Genomic DNA, 13,996 nt, shown 5'->3' on the forward strand with positions numbered 1-13,996 from the left:
GAGGGATTAGTCGACGGCGGCCGCTTTCGGCGTCGCCGCGGCGCGCTTCATCAGCGGCGCGGTAAGCAGGTAAACAAGGCAGGCGACGATAATCGAGTTGAAAACCGGCACGCCGCGCTCAACCAGCAGCCCGGTGGCGCTGCCTGCCACGCTGGCGATCAGCGCTGGCCAGCCGATAAGCCGCGAAGTCGCCGGCAGCGCGTTGCTGTTGCGGCTTTGCGCCAGCGTCTGGCGATCGGTCTTCAGCAGATAATAATCCACAATCATCACGCCCAGCACCGGCGGGAAGATCACGCCCAACAGCTCCAGAAAATCGACAAAGCGATCGAGAATACCTAGCACTGAGCAGAGCGTGCCAAGAAAACCCAGCAGCAGGGTGATGACGCTGTAGCGGGGCTTAAAGCCAGTCAGCCCTTCCGTGGCGTTGGCGATGCCCAGCGCAGAGGAGTAAAGGTTGAGGTCGTTAATGCGCAGGGTCGAAAAGACCACCGCGAACAGCCCCAGCGTGCTGGTCGTCTGGGTAATGATGGCGATGATGTCAGAAGTATGCAGCTCTTTCGCAATCAAAATGGCCAGTCCGTTAACGCCATACTCGCCCGCCAGAATGGTCAGCATCGTGATGGCGAAAACGTCTTTGCCGCTGCGTGAGAAGCGCGTTAGATCTGGCGTCATCAGGCTGGCGAGAATGGCGCCGCCAATCACCATGGTAATGGCGGCGCTCACGGTAATGGCCTCTGTGGCCGCAACCGGCGGAATAGTGCTGCCCGTCTGCCCGTGAAACGCGTGCCAGAAGATCCAGCCGACCAGCGCGATAAACAGCGGAACCGCCACGCGCGCGGTAAAGCGCAGCGCCTTAAAGCCAAAGGCGACCAGCAACGTCAGCACCGCGCCCGATAAGGAGGCGGACTGCGCGAAGCTCAGCTTGCCGTCCAGGGCGTAGCTCAGCGACCGGGCGAAAACCGCATTCTGAATGCCAAACCAGCCCAGCAGGCTGACGGCGACCAGCAAACCGATCAGAACCGAACCGTGGCGGCCGAAGCCGCACCAGCGCGCCAGCAGGCTGCCCGACAGACCTTCACGCATCCCGGCGTAGCCGAGCGCGAAAGTCAGAAAGCCAAACAGCAGGCTTGCCAGGGTAATGGCGGTAAAGGCTTCGCCGAGCGTCATGCTGTTGCCGAGCACGGCGCCGAGCATAAACTGATCGAGCGCGGTCAGCATGCCCATATGCACGATAGCGACGCTAAGCAGCGAGAGCCTTTCGCCCGCGGGCACCCGGCTCAACGGGTAGTCATCAAATTTACTCACAACAGGTTTTCCTTGCCGGTTTAAATAAAAGAGACGCCTTTGCTGAGTAGCTTCTCTGGCAGATAGTTCTCCAGCGACTCAGCGCGGCAGTACTGCTCGAACTGCTGCAGCGAATGCACGCCCGCTTTTTGATAGAGGGTGGCGATGCGATTGCCGATGGTTTTCACGCTAAGGTTGTAAATCCGGGCGATCTCTTTGGCGCTGAATCGCCTGAGCAGCAGAAAAATCACATCCAGTTCGGCGGGCGTAAACAGAGGGTGTTCGAGCTGAGTGTTCAGCACTGAGCTCTTTTGCGGATGAATAAACGTCAGTGCGGTAATACTTTCCACCGGACGCGCGTTCCAGATACAGCCCAGAAAAACGTTACGGCTATCAAAGACCGGGTATTTTTCGCTGATAAAAGGAGTGAGATAGTTTTTCCCATACCAGTAATGCGTTTCTATAACGGCGACGCACGCTTTCAGCGTTCTGGCTTTTTCGTCATGCTCGCAAAACTCATCGGCGCAATCGCTCCAGGGCGTGGGAAACTCATTATCTTTTTTTCCCTCTAAAGAATAATTTTTAGGCGTAGCGGTATATAAGCGCGCCGCGCTATTCATATAGAGATGTTGTGACGCCGCATCTTTAAAACCCCATGGCGTAGGTAATAGATCCATGGTGGTAGCAAAGGCGGCAAGAAAATCGTCGATACTGCGATATGGGCTGCCCATAGCGCCTCGCTGATTAGGTGCGGATTATAATCTTTTTGCCAGATAATAACGGGCAAAGCGCTGTGCGTAGCCATCCTGTTCGCCGTAGACACGATAACCAAGCTTCTCGTAGAAGCCGCGCGCCTGAAAGCTTAAGGTATCCACCACCGCCATATGACAGCCGCGGCGGCGCGCTTCTTCTTCGGCTTTTTGCATCAGCTCGCGTCCGGTGCCGTGCTTGCGGTGCGCCTCGTCGATCCATAAATAGTGAATATCCAGCGTGCCGAACCAGGTGTGCGCCAGCAGCCCGCCCTGAATATGTTGTTCATCGTCATATAATATAACGTTGAGCGGCTTCATATTAACGTCGGCGAAGCGGCTATTATGCTGCCAGAGCTGTTGAATAATATATTCTTCAGTCTGACGATCCTCAATATGGCCGATCTTTATTTCCATATAATAATGTCCATATGATAAAAATTTGAAAAGAGCTGAGGGGATGTAAAATGCTCGGAATTTCCATTATTACCATGAGGTTCGTTCGGACGCAAGAGATAATATCCCCCCTGTGATTTAAGCCACTTAATATTATCATAGGGCCAGTTATTTGATGGTTATGGCAACGCGACTATTCGCCGACATCAGGGAAAAGAGAAAACAAGTTAGCTTTGCAATAATAACGACAATATATTTCTTCGGCTCCTTCGCTGAGCCGATCGCTTCACACTGCACTGAATCAACATGCTGTTCAACAGGCCGCGCTTTGCGCGGCTTTTTTCTTTGCGCAGCCAAAGGCGCGAAGCGCGAACGGCGCAGAAAAGCCGGCGGCGAAAAAAAATTTTCTTTTAACCCTTGATGCGCTTCGAAGCGGCCCCATTTAGTTGTCATCGAGCGTTGTGAGCCCGGGAAAAAAAGCGAGTAATGGCGGTTGAAAGCCAACAAAGCGCCCGCATTAAGGGTTCACAACCCAAATTGACAAAGAATTTAAGTGGGAGACGTTTAGATGGGTAAGATTATTGGTATTGACCTGGGTACAACCAACTCTTGTGTTGCGATCATGGACGGCGGTAAAGCGCGCGTGCTGGAGAATGCCGAAGGCGATCGCACCACGCCCTCAATTATTGCTTATACGCAGGATGGCGAAACTCTGGTGGGCCAGCCGGCTAAACGTCAGGCAGTGACCAACCCGCAGAATACGCTGTTTGCTATCAAGCGTCTGATCGGCCGTCGTTTCCAGGACGAAGAAGTACAGCGTGATATCAAAATCATGCCGTATAAAATCACCTCGTCCGACAACGGCGACGCCTGGCTGGAAGTAAAAGGTCAGAAAATGGCGCCGCCGCAGATCTCTGCGGAAGTGCTGAAAAAAATGAAAAAGACCGCTGAAGACTACCTCGGCGAACCGGTGACCGAAGCCGTTATCACCGTTCCGGCCTACTTTAACGATGCGCAGCGTCAGGCGACCAAAGACGCCGGCCGTATCGCAGGTCTGGAAGTAAAACGTATTATCAACGAACCGACCGCAGCCGCGCTGGCTTACGGTCTGGATAAAGGCCAGGGCAACCGCACCATCGCGGTTTACGACCTGGGCGGCGGTACCTTCGATATCTCTATTATCGAAATCGACGAAGTTGACGGCGAAAAAACCTTTGAAGTTCTGGCCACCAACGGTGACACCCATCTGGGCGGCGAAGACTTCGACAGCCGTCTGATCAACTATCTGGTCGCAGAATTTAAGAAAGATCAGGGCATCGATCTGCACAACGATCCGCTGGCGATGCAGCGCCTGAAAGAAGCGGCAGAGAAAGCGAAAATCGAGCTCTCTTCTGCGCAGCAGACCGACGTTAACCTGCCGTACATCACGGCGGACGCAACCGGTCCGAAACACCTGAACATCAAAGTGACCCGTGCGAAGCTCGAGTCGCTGGTAGAAGATCTGGTCAGCCGCTCTATCGAGCCGCTGAAAGTCGCGCTGCAGGATGCGGGACTCTCTGTCTCCGACATCAACGACGTGATCCTGGTCGGTGGTCAGACCCGTATGCCGATGGTGCAGTCCAAAGTGGCTGAGTTCTTCGGTAAAGAGCCGCGTAAAGACGTTAACCCGGACGAAGCGGTCGCCGTCGGCGCTGCGGTACAGGGTGGCGTGCTGGCGGGCGACGTCAAAGACGTGCTGCTGCTGGACGTGACCCCGCTGTCGCTGGGTATCGAAACCATGGGCGGCGTGATGACCTCGCTGATCAGCAAGAACACCACGATACCGACCAAGCACAGCCAGGTCTTCTCAACCGCTGAAGACAACCAGTCTGCCGTGACCATTCACGTGCTGCAGGGTGAGCGTAAGCGCTCCAGCGATAACAAATCGCTGGGTCAGTTCAACCTGGACGGCATTCAGCCAGCACCGCGCGGCATGCCGCAGATCGAAGTCACCTTCGATATCGATGCGGACGGTATCCTGCACGTTTCGGCGAAAGACAAGAACAGCGGCAAAGAGCAGAAGATCACCATCAAAGCCTCTTCCGGTCTGAACGAGGACGAAATCGAAAAAATGGTTCGCGATGCTGAAGCGAACGCTGAATCGGATCGTAAGTTCGAAGAGCTGGTGCAGACGCGTAACCAGGGCGACCAGATTGCGCACAGCACCCGTAAGCAGCTGGAAGAAGCGGGCGATAAGCTCTCCGCTGAAGACAAAGCGCCAATCGAGTCTGCGCTGAGCGAGCTGGAAACCGCGCTGAAAGGCGAAGACAAAGAGGCGATCGACGCTAAAATGCAGGCGCTGATGCAGGTTTCCAGCAAGCTGATGGAAGCAGCGCAGCAACAGCAGGCAGGCGGCGCGGATGCAGCCGACGCTTCTGCGAAGAAAGACGACGACGTGGTCGACGCTGAATTCGAAGAAGTGAAAGACAACAAAAAATAATTGCCCCTGACCGGGCGCGACGGTTGGCCTGACAGCCGTTGAAACCAGCACGGGCGTAGGAGATCTCTCCACGCCCGTGCGAGCATGTTAAGGGCTAAAAATGGCGAAGAGTGACTACTACGAGATTTTAGGCGTCTCCAAATCCGCAGACGAACGTGAAATTAAAAAGGCGTATAAACGCCTGGCGATGAAGTTTCACCCCGACCGCAATCCGGGTGACAAAGAAGCGGAAGCCAAATTCAAAGAGGTCAAGGAAGCCTACGAAATCCTGACCGACGCGCAGAAGCGCGCGGCATACGATCAGTACGGTCATGCGGCCTTTGAACAGGGCGGCATGGGCGGCGGTGGATTCGGCGGCGGCGGCTTTGGCGGCGGCGGCGCGGACTTCAGCGATATCTTTGGCGACGTCTTCGGCGATATCTTTGGCGGCGGTCGTCGTCAACGCGCAGCGCGCGGCGCCGATTTACGCTACAACATGGAGCTGACGCTGGAAGAAGCGGTGCGCGGCGTGACCAAAGAGATCCGCATCCCGACGCTGCAGGAGTGCGACGTCTGCCACGGCAGCGGTGCGAAGGCGGGCTCTCAGCCGCAAACCTGTCCGACCTGCCACGGCGCAGGCCAGGTGCAGATGCGTCAGGGCTTCTTTACCGTACAGCAGGCCTGTCCGACCTGTCACGGCCGCGGTTCGGTGATTAAAGATCCGTGCAACGCCTGCCATGGTCACGGACGCGTCGAGAAATCGAAAACCCTGTCGGTGAAAATCCCCGCAGGCGTCGATACCGGCGATCGCATTCGCCTTAGCGGCGAAGGCGAAGCGGGCGAGCAGGGCGCGCCGGCCGGCGATCTCTACGTTCAGGTATCGGTGAAGAAACACCCGATCTTCGAGCGCGAAGATAACAATCTTTACTGCGAAGTGCCGATCAACTTTGCCATGGCGGCGCTGGGCGGCGAGATCGAAGTGCCGACGCTGGACGGACGCGTGAAGCTGAAAGTCCCGGCTGAAACCCAGACCGGCAAGCTGTTCCGCATGCGCGGCAAAGGGGTGAAATCGGTGCGCGGCGGCGCGGTTGGCGATCTGCTGTGCCGCGTGGTGGTGGAAACCCCGGTCAACCTGAACGAGAAGCAGAAAAAGCTGCTGCGCGATCTGGAAGAGAGCTTCGGCGGTCCGACCGGCGAGAACAACAGCCCGCGTTCGAAAAGCTTCTTCGACGGCGTGAAGAAGTTCTTTGATGATTTAACCCGCTAATCCGTATCCGGTAAGCATAAAGCCAGCGCTCAGTCGCTGGCTTTTTTTATGCTGTTTTCGCCGCATAGAGCTTAAAGTTCCGTAAATAGATCTTTTAATAACCGAACAACGGTTGTTAACTGTTATGATAGCCGCTGCTCTGGAATAGCACAGGTAATGAGTCGGGAGATAACGTGAATATTAAACTTAGAAAATGGCTACAGAATGATGCCACAAGCGGCGTCGTGCTTATCCTGGCGGCTGCGCTGGCGATGTTTCTGGCGAACTACGCTGGCACCCAGCAGGCTTATCAGAACCTGCTGGCCATACCGGTCGAGTTCCGCTTTGGATCGCTCGATATCAGCAAGAACCTGCTGCTGTGGATCAATGACGCGCTAATGGCGCTCTTCTTCCTGATGGTCGGCTTAGAGGTGAAGCGAGAGATGGTGATGGGGGCGCTGGCGAAGCGCGAGCAGGCCATTTTCCCGCTGATTGCGGCGCTGGGCGGCATGCTGATGCCGGGGCTGCTGTTTCTGGCGTTTAACGGCGCGGATGCGGCTACGCGCAGCGGCTGGGCGATTCCCACCGCCACCGATATCGCCTTCGCGCTGGGCATCCTCGCGCTGCTCGGCAGCCGCGTACCGTCGGCGTTGAAAATCTTCCTGATGGCGCTGGCGATTATCGACGATCTCGGCGCGATTGTGATTATCGCGCTCTTCTACACCAGCGACCTGTCGATGGCCGCGCTGGGCGTCGCCGCGCTGGCGATTGTGGTACTGGCGGCGATGAATTTACTGAACGTGCGCAATACCGGCCTCTATCTGCTGGTGGGCATGGTGCTGTGGACCGCGGTGCTGAAATCGGGCGTGCACGCGACGCTGGCGGGCGTAGTAGTAGGCTTCCTGATCCCGCTGAAAAAGCAGGAGGGCCATTCGCCGGCCATTCATCTTGAGCATGCGCTTCATCCCTGGGTGCGCTGGCTGATCCTGCCGCTGTTCGCCTTCGCTAATGCAGGCGTGTCGCTGGATGGCGTGCACGCTGGGGATATCTTCTCGCTGCTGCCGCTGGGGATTGTCGCAGGACTGCTGATCGGCAAGCCCGTGGGCATCACGCTTTTCTGCTGGCTGGCGGTGAAATTCAGGCTGGCAACGCTGCCGCATAATACCCGCCTGGCGGATATCGCCGCGGTCGGTGTGCTGTGCGGTATCGGCTTTACCATGTCGATTTTTATCGCCTCGCTGGCCTACGGCGAGAGCAATCCGCAGCTTATTACGCTGGCGAAGCTCGGTATTCTGCTGGGATCGATTCTCTCTGCGGTAGCGGGATATGTGATTCTGGGACGGCGTCTGGCGCAGCGAACGGCTTAGCGTGAGTCTTCAAGAGTGCCACTTCGGGCTGCGTCTGGATCAGGGCGCTTGCCTGAAGCAGGCGCTTGCTTAAGACGAAAAAAAACCGGCTAAGCGCCGGTTCTTTTTACAAAGCGATGAACAAAGGCTTACGCCATTTTGTTGATCTGAGCAGTCAGGTTAGCTTTATGACGTGCAGCTTTGTTTTTGTGGATCAGACCTTTAGCAGCCTGACGGTCCACGATCGGTTGCATTTCGTTAAATGCGTTCTGCGCAGCAGCTTTGTCGCCAGCTGCGATCGCCGCGTATACTTTCTTAACGAAAGTACGCATCATAGAACGACGGCTCGCGTTATGCTTGCGACGTTTTTCAGATGTTACGGCGCGTTTCTTAGCTGATTTGATATTAGCCAAGGTCCAACTCCCAAATGTGTTCTATATGGACAAATCAAAGGCCGAGGACTATGCCTTTTGAGCCTTCTTTTGTCAATGGATTTGTGCAAATAAGCGTCGTTTTACAAACCACGCCCGGTTACGTAATTGATGGCGCAAGATTCTACCAGCTTCCCCTCGTTGAATACAGCCTTTCCCAACAAAATTCTCGGATAAACGGGCGGCATGCGTCGGGCCCTGATAAATGGCGCCTTCTGCGCAGGAAAGGTGTGGCTACGGGTTAACCTTAGCCGGTTTCAAGGGTATAATCCGCCGATTTCCACCGGTTTGAGTCAGCCATGAAGTTTATCCGCGGTATTCATAATCTAAACGAGCAGCATCGCGGCTGCGTCCTGACCATTGGTAACTTCGACGGCGTGCATCGCGGCCATCAGGCGCTGATGGCGCGCCTGTGCGAAGAGGGACGAAAACGCCAGCTTCCGGTGATGGTGATGCTGTTCGAGCCGCAGCCGCTTGAGCTGTTTGCCGGCGACAAAGCGCCGGCGCGCCTGACGCGCCTGCGGGAGAAGCTGAAGTTCCTGGCGGAGGCGGGCGTCGATCGCGTGCTCTGCGTGCGCTTTGACCGCCGCTTCGCCGCGCAGTCGGCGCAGTGTTTCATCACCGATCTGCTGGTGGATAAGCTGGGCGTTAAGTACCTGGCGGTGGGGGATGATTTCCGCTTTGGCGCTGGTCGTCAGGGCGATTTCCTGTTATTACAGAAGGCGGGTGCCGAGTACGGCTTTGACGTCGTCAGCACCGAAACCTTCTGCGACGGCGGCAAGCGCATCAGCAGCACCGCCGTGCGTCAGGCGCTGGCCGATGACGACTTAGCGCTGGCGCAAACGCTGCTGGGCCATCCTTTCAGTATCTCTGGCCGCGTCGTGCACGGCGATGCACTGGGACGCACCATCGGTTTTCCTACCGCGAATCTCCCTTTACGCCGCATCGTCTCGCCGGTGAAAGGCGTGTATGCGGTGGAAGTGCTCGGCCTGGGCGCGCCCGTTCCCGGCGTCGCTAATATCGGCACGCGACCGACGGTAAAAGGATTGCGCCAGCAGCTTGAAGTTCACCTGCTTGACATCAATATCAATCTGTATGGAAAGCACATTGATGTGGTGCTGAAGCATAAGATACGTAACGAGCAGCGCTTTGCCTCACTGGAGGCGTTGAAAGAACAAATTGCGAAAGATGTGGTAACCGCCCGGCGCTTCTTTGGGCTTTAACCCCGCAAAATACGGAAACGAGAATCTGATGAGTGACTATAAATCTACCCTGAATTTGCCCGAAACGGGGTTCCCGATGCGTGGCGATCTTGCCAAACGCGAGCCGGGAATGCTGCAGCGCTGGTATGATGACAACCTGTACGGCATCATCCGCGAAGCCAAAAAAGGGAAAAAAACCTTTATCCTGCATGACGGCCCTCCCTATGCCAACGGCAGCATCCATATTGGTCACTCAGTTAACAAGATTCTGAAAGACATTATCGTCAAGTCGAAAGGCATGGCGGGCTTCGACTCGCCTTACGTGCCGGGCTGGGACTGTCACGGTCTGCCGATCGAGCATAAGGTCGAGCAGATGATCGGCAAGCCGGGCGAAAAAGTCACGCCGGCCGAATTCCGCGAAGCATGCCGCAAATATGCCGCCGAGCAGGTGGAAGGGCAGAAGGCGGACTTTATCCGTCTCGGCGTGCTGGGCGACTGGGATCGTCCCTACCTGACGATGAACTTCCAGACCGAAGCCAATATCATCCGCGCGCTGGGAAAAATCATCGGTAATGGTCATCTGCACAAAGGCGCGAAGCCGGTGCACTGGTGTCTGGACTGCCGCTCGGCGCTGGCGGAAGCGGAAGTCGAATACTATGACAAAACCTCGCCCTCTATCGACGTCATGTTCAACGCGGTAGACCGCGACGCGGTGCGCGCGCAGTTCGGCGACGCGCCGGTCAACGGCCCAATCTCGCTGGTGATCTGGACCACGACGCCCTGGACCATGCCGGCCAACCGCGCTATCTCGCTGCACCCTGAGTTCGACTATCAGCTGGTGCAGATCGATGGTCGCGCTCTGATCCTTGCGAAAGAGCTGGTCGAGAGCGTGCTGAAGCGCGCTGGCGTCGCCGAGTGGACCGTGCTGGGCGAATGCAAAGGCGCGGCGCTGGAGCGTCTGACCTTCCAGCATCCTTTCCTGGTGAACATTCAGTCGCCGGTGGTGTTGGGCGAGCACGTTACGCTCGAAGCCGGTACCGGTGCCGTGCACACCGCGCCGGGCCACGGTCCGGACGACTATGTTATCGGGCAGAAATATGGCATCGAAGTGGCGAACCCGGTTGGCCCGGACGGCACCTATCTGCCGGGCACCTATCCGACCCTCGACGGCCTGAACGTCTTCAAAGCCAACGACGTGATCGTCGAGCTGCTGAAAGAGAAGGGCGCGCTGCTGCATGTGGAAAAACTGCTGCACAGCTACCCGCACTGCTGGCGTCACAAAACGCCGATCATCTTCCGCGCCACGCCGCAGTGGTTCATCAGCATGGATCAGAAAGGGCTGCGCGCGCAGTCGCTGAAAGAGATCAAAGGCGTGCAGTGGATCCCGGACTGGGGCCAGGCGCGTATCGAAGCGATGGTGGCCAATCGCCCGGACTGGTGCATCTCTCGTCAGCGCACCTGGGGCGTGCCGATGGCGCTGTTCGTGCATAAAGAGACCGAGCAGCTGCATCCCGATACGCTGGCGCTAATGGAGAAAGTCGCGCAGCGCGTCGAGCAGGACGGCATTCAGGCGTGGTGGGATCTCGATCCGCGCGATCTGATGGGCGACGACGCCGACAGCTACGTGAAGGTGCCGGACACGCTGGACGTCTGGTTCGACTCCGGCTCTACCAGCTATGCGGTAGTCGACGCGCGTCCGGAGTTTGGCGGCCACTCTGCCGATATGTATCTGGAAGGCTCCGACCAGCATCGCGGCTGGTTTATGTCTTCGCTGATGATCTCTACCGCGATGAAGGGCAAAGCGCCTTATCGTCAGGTGCTGACCCACGGCTTTACCGTGGATGGTCAGGGACGCAAGATGTCCAAGTCGATCGGCAACACCGTTTCACCGCAGGACGTGATGAACAAACTGGGCGCGGATATTCTGCGTCTGTGGGTCGCCTCTACCGACTACTCCGGCGAGATGGCGGTCTCTGACGAGATCCTGAAACGCTCTGCCGACGCCTATCGTCGCATCCGCAACACCGCGCGCTTCCTGCTGGCGAACCTCAACGGCTTCAATCCGGAAACCGATATGGTGGCGCCGGAAGAGATGGTGGTTGTGGATCGCTGGGCGGTCGGCCGCGCGCAGGCGGCGCAGGCGGATATCGTCGCGTCGTACGACAACTACGATTTCCATGAGGTTATCCAGCGCCTGATGCAGTTCTGCTCGGTCGAGATGGGTTCGTTCTATCTGGATATCATTAAGGATCGCCAGTACACCGCGAAGGGCGACAGCCTGGCGCGCCGCAGCTGCCAGACCGCGCTGTGGCATATCGCCGAGGCGCTGGTGCGCTGGATGGCGCCGATCATGTCCTTTACCGCCGACGAAATCTGGGGCTATCTGCCGGGCAAACGCGCGCAGTACGTCTTCACCGAGGAGTGGTATAGCGGCCTGTTCGGTCTGTCGCAGGACGAGGCGCTGAACGACGCCTACTGGGCGGAGCTGCTGAAGGTGCGCGGCGAAGTCAACAAGGCTATCGAGCAGGCGCGCAGCGACAAGCGTATCGGCGGTGCGCTGGAAGCGACCGTGACGCTCTATGCCGATGCGGCGCTGGCTGAGAAGCTGCAGGCGCTGGGCGACGAGCTGCGCTTTGTGCTGCTGACCTCAGGCGCGACGGTGGCGGATTACGCGCTGGCGAGCGAAGAAGCGCAGCAGAGCGAGCTGGTAAAAGGTCTGAAAATCGCCCTGCATAAAGCGGAAGGCGAGAAATGCCCGCGCTGCTGGCACTACACTACGGACGTCGGCCAGAACGCGGAGCATCTTGCCGTGTGCGGACGCTGTTACACCAACCTGGCCGGCAACGGCGAAGAGCGTAAATTTGCCTGATGCGTAAACCAATTCTCTCAACCGGCTTACGCTGGGTATGGCTGGTGCTGGCGGTGATCCTGGTCGATTTCGCCAGCAAGCAGTGGGTGATGAACAACATGATGCTGCATGAAACGCAGCCGCTGATGCCGTTCCTCAACCTGTTCTACGCGCACAACTACGGCGCGGCGTTCAGCTTCCTGGCGGATAAAGGCGGCTGGCAGCGCTGGTTCTTCGCCGGCATCGCCATCGCTATCGTGTTGGCGCTGCTGGTGATGATGTACCGCAGCCGCGCCAGCCAGAAAATCGTTAATATCGCCTACGCGCTGATTATCGGCGGCGCGGCGGGCAACCTGTTCGATCGTGCTTATCACGGATTCGTTGTCGACTTTATCGACTTCTATATCGGTGACTGGCACTTCGCCACCTTTAATATCGCTGACTGCGGCATCTGTATCGGCGCCGCGTTAGTGGTGCTGGAGGGCTTTCTCAGCCCCGCCGGCAAACAGGCAAAACAAGGGTAAGACATGACTGTCTCTGTAGAGCGCGACAGCGCGGTGCTGCTGCATTTCACGCTGAAGCTTGAGGATGGCTCCGTCGCGGAGTCGACCTCCGCGTCCGGCAAACCGGCGCTGTTCCGCCTGGGCGACGGCAGCCTTTCCGCCGCGCTGGAGCAGGAGCTGCTGGGATTGAAGGCGGGCGACAAGCACGCCTTTACGCTGGAGCCGGAAGCGGCGTTCGGCGCCGTCAGCCCGGATCTGATCCAGTACTTCTCGCGCCGCGACTTTATTAATGCGGGCGAGCCGGAAATCGGCGCCATCATGCTCTTTACCGGCATGGGCGGCAGCGAAATGCCCGGCGTGATCCGCGAAATCTCCGGGGATTCTATCACCGTGGATTTCAACCATCCGCTGGCCGGTCATCAGGTTCACTTCGATATCGACGTGCTGGAAGTCAATCCGGCACTGGAGGCAAACGATGCAAATCCTGCTGGCTAACCCGCGCGGCTTCTGCGCCGGCGTCGATCGCGCCATCAGCATTGTCGAGCGTGCGCTGGAGATGTACGGCGCGCCGATCTATGTGCGTCATGAAGTGGTGCACAACCGCTACGTGGTGAACAGCCTGCGTGAACGTGGCGCGATCTTTATCGAAGAGATCAGCGAAGTGCCGGATAACGCCATTCTGATTTTCTCGGCGCACGGCGTATCGCAGGCGGTTCGCGCCGAAGCGAAAGCGCGCAGCCTGACCATGCTGTTCGACGCCACCTGTCCGCTGGTGACCAAGGTGCATATGGAGGTGGCGCGCGCCAGCCGTAAAGGGGTGGAAGCGATCCTGATCGGCCATGCCGGGCATCCGGAAGTTGAAGGCACCATGGGCCAGTACAGTAACCCGAACGGCGGCATGTATCTGGTGGAGTCGCCGGAAGATGTCTTTAAGCTGCAGGTAAAGGATGAGAGCAATCTCTGCTTTATGACGCAGACCACGCTGTCGGTGGATGATACCTCTGACGTGATCGATGCGCTGCGCGCGCGCTTTCCGGCAATTATCGGCCCGCGTAAGGACGATATCTGCTACGCCACCACCAACCGGCAGGAAGCGGTGCGCGTGCTGGCGCGCGATGCGGAGGTGGTGCTGGTGGTCGGCTCGAAGAACTCCTCAAACTCCAATCGTCTGGCGGAGCTGGCGCAGCGCGCCGGCAAGCTGGCGAAGCTGATCGACTCCGCGGACGACATTCAGGAAGAGTGGGTAAAAGGCATTGCGTGCATTGGCGTAACCGCTGGCGCATCGGCGCCCGACATTCTGGTGCAGCAGGTGATCCAGCGCCTGCGCGAGCTGGGTGGCGAAGCGGCCATCGAACTGATTGGCCGCGAAGAGAACATTGTTTTTGAAGTGCCGAAAGAGCTGCGCGTCGAAGTCCGTAACGTGCAGTAAGCCTGCACCCTCAGCTTGCTGAAAGGCCGACGACAGTCGGCCTTTTTTATGGGCGGAAGGGTTGAGTTTCAGCCAGCGGAATTGCTTTTACTGATAATCGGTAA

Annotated in this window: 13 protein-coding genes; 8 read left to right on the forward strand and 5 right to left on the reverse strand. The window is 57.7% G+C overall.

The window, feature by feature from the left end; genetic code table 11:
• Positions 1 to 6: 6 nt before the first annotated feature.
• The 4 genes from JS46_RS07765 to JS46_RS07780 all read right to left on the reverse strand — a co-directional run bounded on the left by JS46_RS07765 (position 7) and on the right by JS46_RS07780 (position 2,933).
• Entirely contained in the window at positions 7 to 1,305 is a 1,299-nt protein-coding gene (locus JS46_RS07765) for a cytosine permease (RefSeq protein WP_033749425.1), read from the reverse strand.
• Positions 1,306 to 1,325: 20 nt separating this feature from the next.
• A complete protein-coding gene (locus JS46_RS07770; protein ID WP_033749426.1) occupies positions 1,326 to 2,015 on the reverse strand; it encodes a PAS and helix-turn-helix domain-containing protein in 690 nt (229 codons plus the stop codon).
• A gap of 24 nt (positions 2,016 to 2,039) precedes the next feature.
• Positions 2,040 to 2,450, reverse strand: a complete 411-nt coding sequence (locus JS46_RS07775; protein WP_033749427.1) for an N-acetyltransferase — start codon at positions 2,448 to 2,450, stop codon at positions 2,040 to 2,042.
• 147 nt (positions 2,451 to 2,597) lie between these two features.
• Positions 2,598 to 2,933 (reverse strand): hypothetical protein, encoded by a 336-nt coding sequence (locus JS46_RS07780; RefSeq protein ID WP_152560683.1) that lies wholly within the window; start codon positions 2,931 to 2,933, stop codon positions 2,598 to 2,600.
• A gap of 64 nt (positions 2,934 to 2,997) precedes the next feature.
• Here JS46_RS07780 and dnaK point away from each other — a divergent pair, with 64 nt between their 5' ends.
• The 3 genes from dnaK (at position 2,998) to nhaA (ending at position 7,500) form a co-directional block, all read left to right on the forward strand.
• Entirely contained in the window at positions 2,998 to 4,908 is a 1,911-nt protein-coding gene (gene dnaK / locus JS46_RS07785) for a molecular chaperone DnaK (protein ID WP_033749430.1), read from the forward strand.
• Between the two features lie 100 nt (positions 4,909 to 5,008).
• On the forward strand, positions 5,009 to 6,154 hold the full coding sequence (gene dnaJ / locus JS46_RS07790) for a molecular chaperone DnaJ (RefSeq protein ID WP_033749431.1): 1,146 nt from the start codon (positions 5,009 to 5,011) through the stop codon (positions 6,152 to 6,154).
• Positions 6,155 to 6,327: 173 nt separating this feature from the next.
• Positions 6,328 to 7,500, forward strand: a complete 1,173-nt coding sequence (nhaA, locus tag JS46_RS07795) for a Na+/H+ antiporter NhaA (RefSeq protein ID WP_033749433.1) — start codon at positions 6,328 to 6,330, stop codon at positions 7,498 to 7,500.
• Between the two features lie 128 nt (positions 7,501 to 7,628).
• Here nhaA and rpsT read toward each other — a convergent pair whose 3' ends face one another.
• Positions 7,629 to 7,892 carry a 30S ribosomal protein S20 gene (gene rpsT / locus JS46_RS07800; RefSeq protein WP_033749434.1) on the reverse strand — a complete coding sequence of 88 codons (264 nt, stop codon included), beginning with the start codon at positions 7,890 to 7,892 and terminating at the stop codon, positions 7,629 to 7,631.
• Between the two features lie 317 nt (positions 7,893 to 8,209).
• Here rpsT and ribF point away from each other — a divergent pair, with 317 nt between their 5' ends.
• The 5 genes from ribF to ispH are packed head-to-tail and all read left to right on the forward strand — an operon-like array spanning position 8,210 to position 13,892.
• Positions 8,210 to 9,133, forward strand: coding sequence for a bifunctional riboflavin kinase/FAD synthetase (ribF, locus tag JS46_RS07805; protein WP_033749435.1), 924 nt, complete (start codon positions 8,210 to 8,212; stop codon positions 9,131 to 9,133).
• A 28-nt stretch (positions 9,134 to 9,161) separates the two neighbouring features.
• On the forward strand, positions 9,162 to 11,981 hold the full coding sequence (gene ileS, locus JS46_RS07810; RefSeq protein ID WP_033749653.1) for an isoleucine--tRNA ligase: 2,820 nt from the start codon (positions 9,162 to 9,164) through the stop codon (positions 11,979 to 11,981).
• Positions 11,981 to 12,484 carry a signal peptidase II gene (lspA, locus tag JS46_RS07815; protein WP_033749436.1) on the forward strand — a complete coding sequence of 168 codons (504 nt, stop codon included), beginning with the start codon at positions 11,981 to 11,983 and terminating at the stop codon, positions 12,482 to 12,484. Before ileS ends, lspA begins: the two co-directional genes overlap by 1 nt.
• 3 nt (positions 12,485 to 12,487) lie before the next feature.
• A complete protein-coding gene (fkpB, locus tag JS46_RS07820) occupies positions 12,488 to 12,958 on the forward strand; it encodes an FKBP-type peptidyl-prolyl cis-trans isomerase (protein ID WP_033749437.1) in 471 nt (156 codons plus the stop codon).
• Positions 12,939 to 13,892 (forward strand): 4-hydroxy-3-methylbut-2-enyl diphosphate reductase, encoded by a 954-nt coding sequence (ispH, locus tag JS46_RS07825; protein WP_033749438.1) that lies wholly within the window; start codon positions 12,939 to 12,941, stop codon positions 13,890 to 13,892. The genes fkpB and ispH overlap by 20 nt, the downstream gene beginning before the upstream one ends.
• The last annotated feature ends 104 nt before the right edge of the window (positions 13,893 to 13,996 follow it).

The sequence above is a fragment of the Pantoea sp. NGS-ED-1003 genome (genome assembly GCF_000738765.1).
Lineage (GTDB): Bacteria > Pseudomonadota > Gammaproteobacteria > Enterobacterales > Enterobacteriaceae > Pantoea > Pantoea septica.

What these genes read in the sequence shown, in the direction of transcription:
- fkpB (WP_033749437.1), top strand. Translation starts at nt 12,488, where the DNA reads ATGACTGTCTCTGTAGAGCGCGACAGCGCGGTGCTGCTGCATTTCACG.
- JS46_RS07770 (WP_033749426.1), bottom strand. Translation starts at nt 2,015, where the DNA reads ATGGGCAGCCCATATCGCAGTATCGACGATTTTCTTGCCGCCTTTGCT.
- JS46_RS07775 (WP_033749427.1), bottom strand. Translation starts at nt 2,450, where the DNA reads ATGGAAATAAAGATCGGCCATATTGAGGATCGTCAGACTGAAGAATAT.
- lspA (WP_033749436.1), top strand. Translation starts at nt 11,981, where the DNA reads ATGCGTAAACCAATTCTCTCAACCGGCTTACGCTGGGTATGGCTGGTG.
- dnaJ (WP_033749431.1), top strand. Translation starts at nt 5,009, where the DNA reads ATGGCGAAGAGTGACTACTACGAGATTTTAGGCGTCTCCAAATCCGCA.
- ispH (WP_033749438.1), top strand. Translation starts at nt 12,939, where the DNA reads ATGCAAATCCTGCTGGCTAACCCGCGCGGCTTCTGCGCCGGCGTCGAT.
- dnaK (WP_033749430.1), top strand. Translation starts at nt 2,998, where the DNA reads ATGGGTAAGATTATTGGTATTGACCTGGGTACAACCAACTCTTGTGTT.
- ileS (WP_033749653.1), top strand. Translation starts at nt 9,162, where the DNA reads ATGAGTGACTATAAATCTACCCTGAATTTGCCCGAAACGGGGTTCCCG.
- ribF (WP_033749435.1), top strand. Translation starts at nt 8,210, where the DNA reads ATGAAGTTTATCCGCGGTATTCATAATCTAAACGAGCAGCATCGCGGC.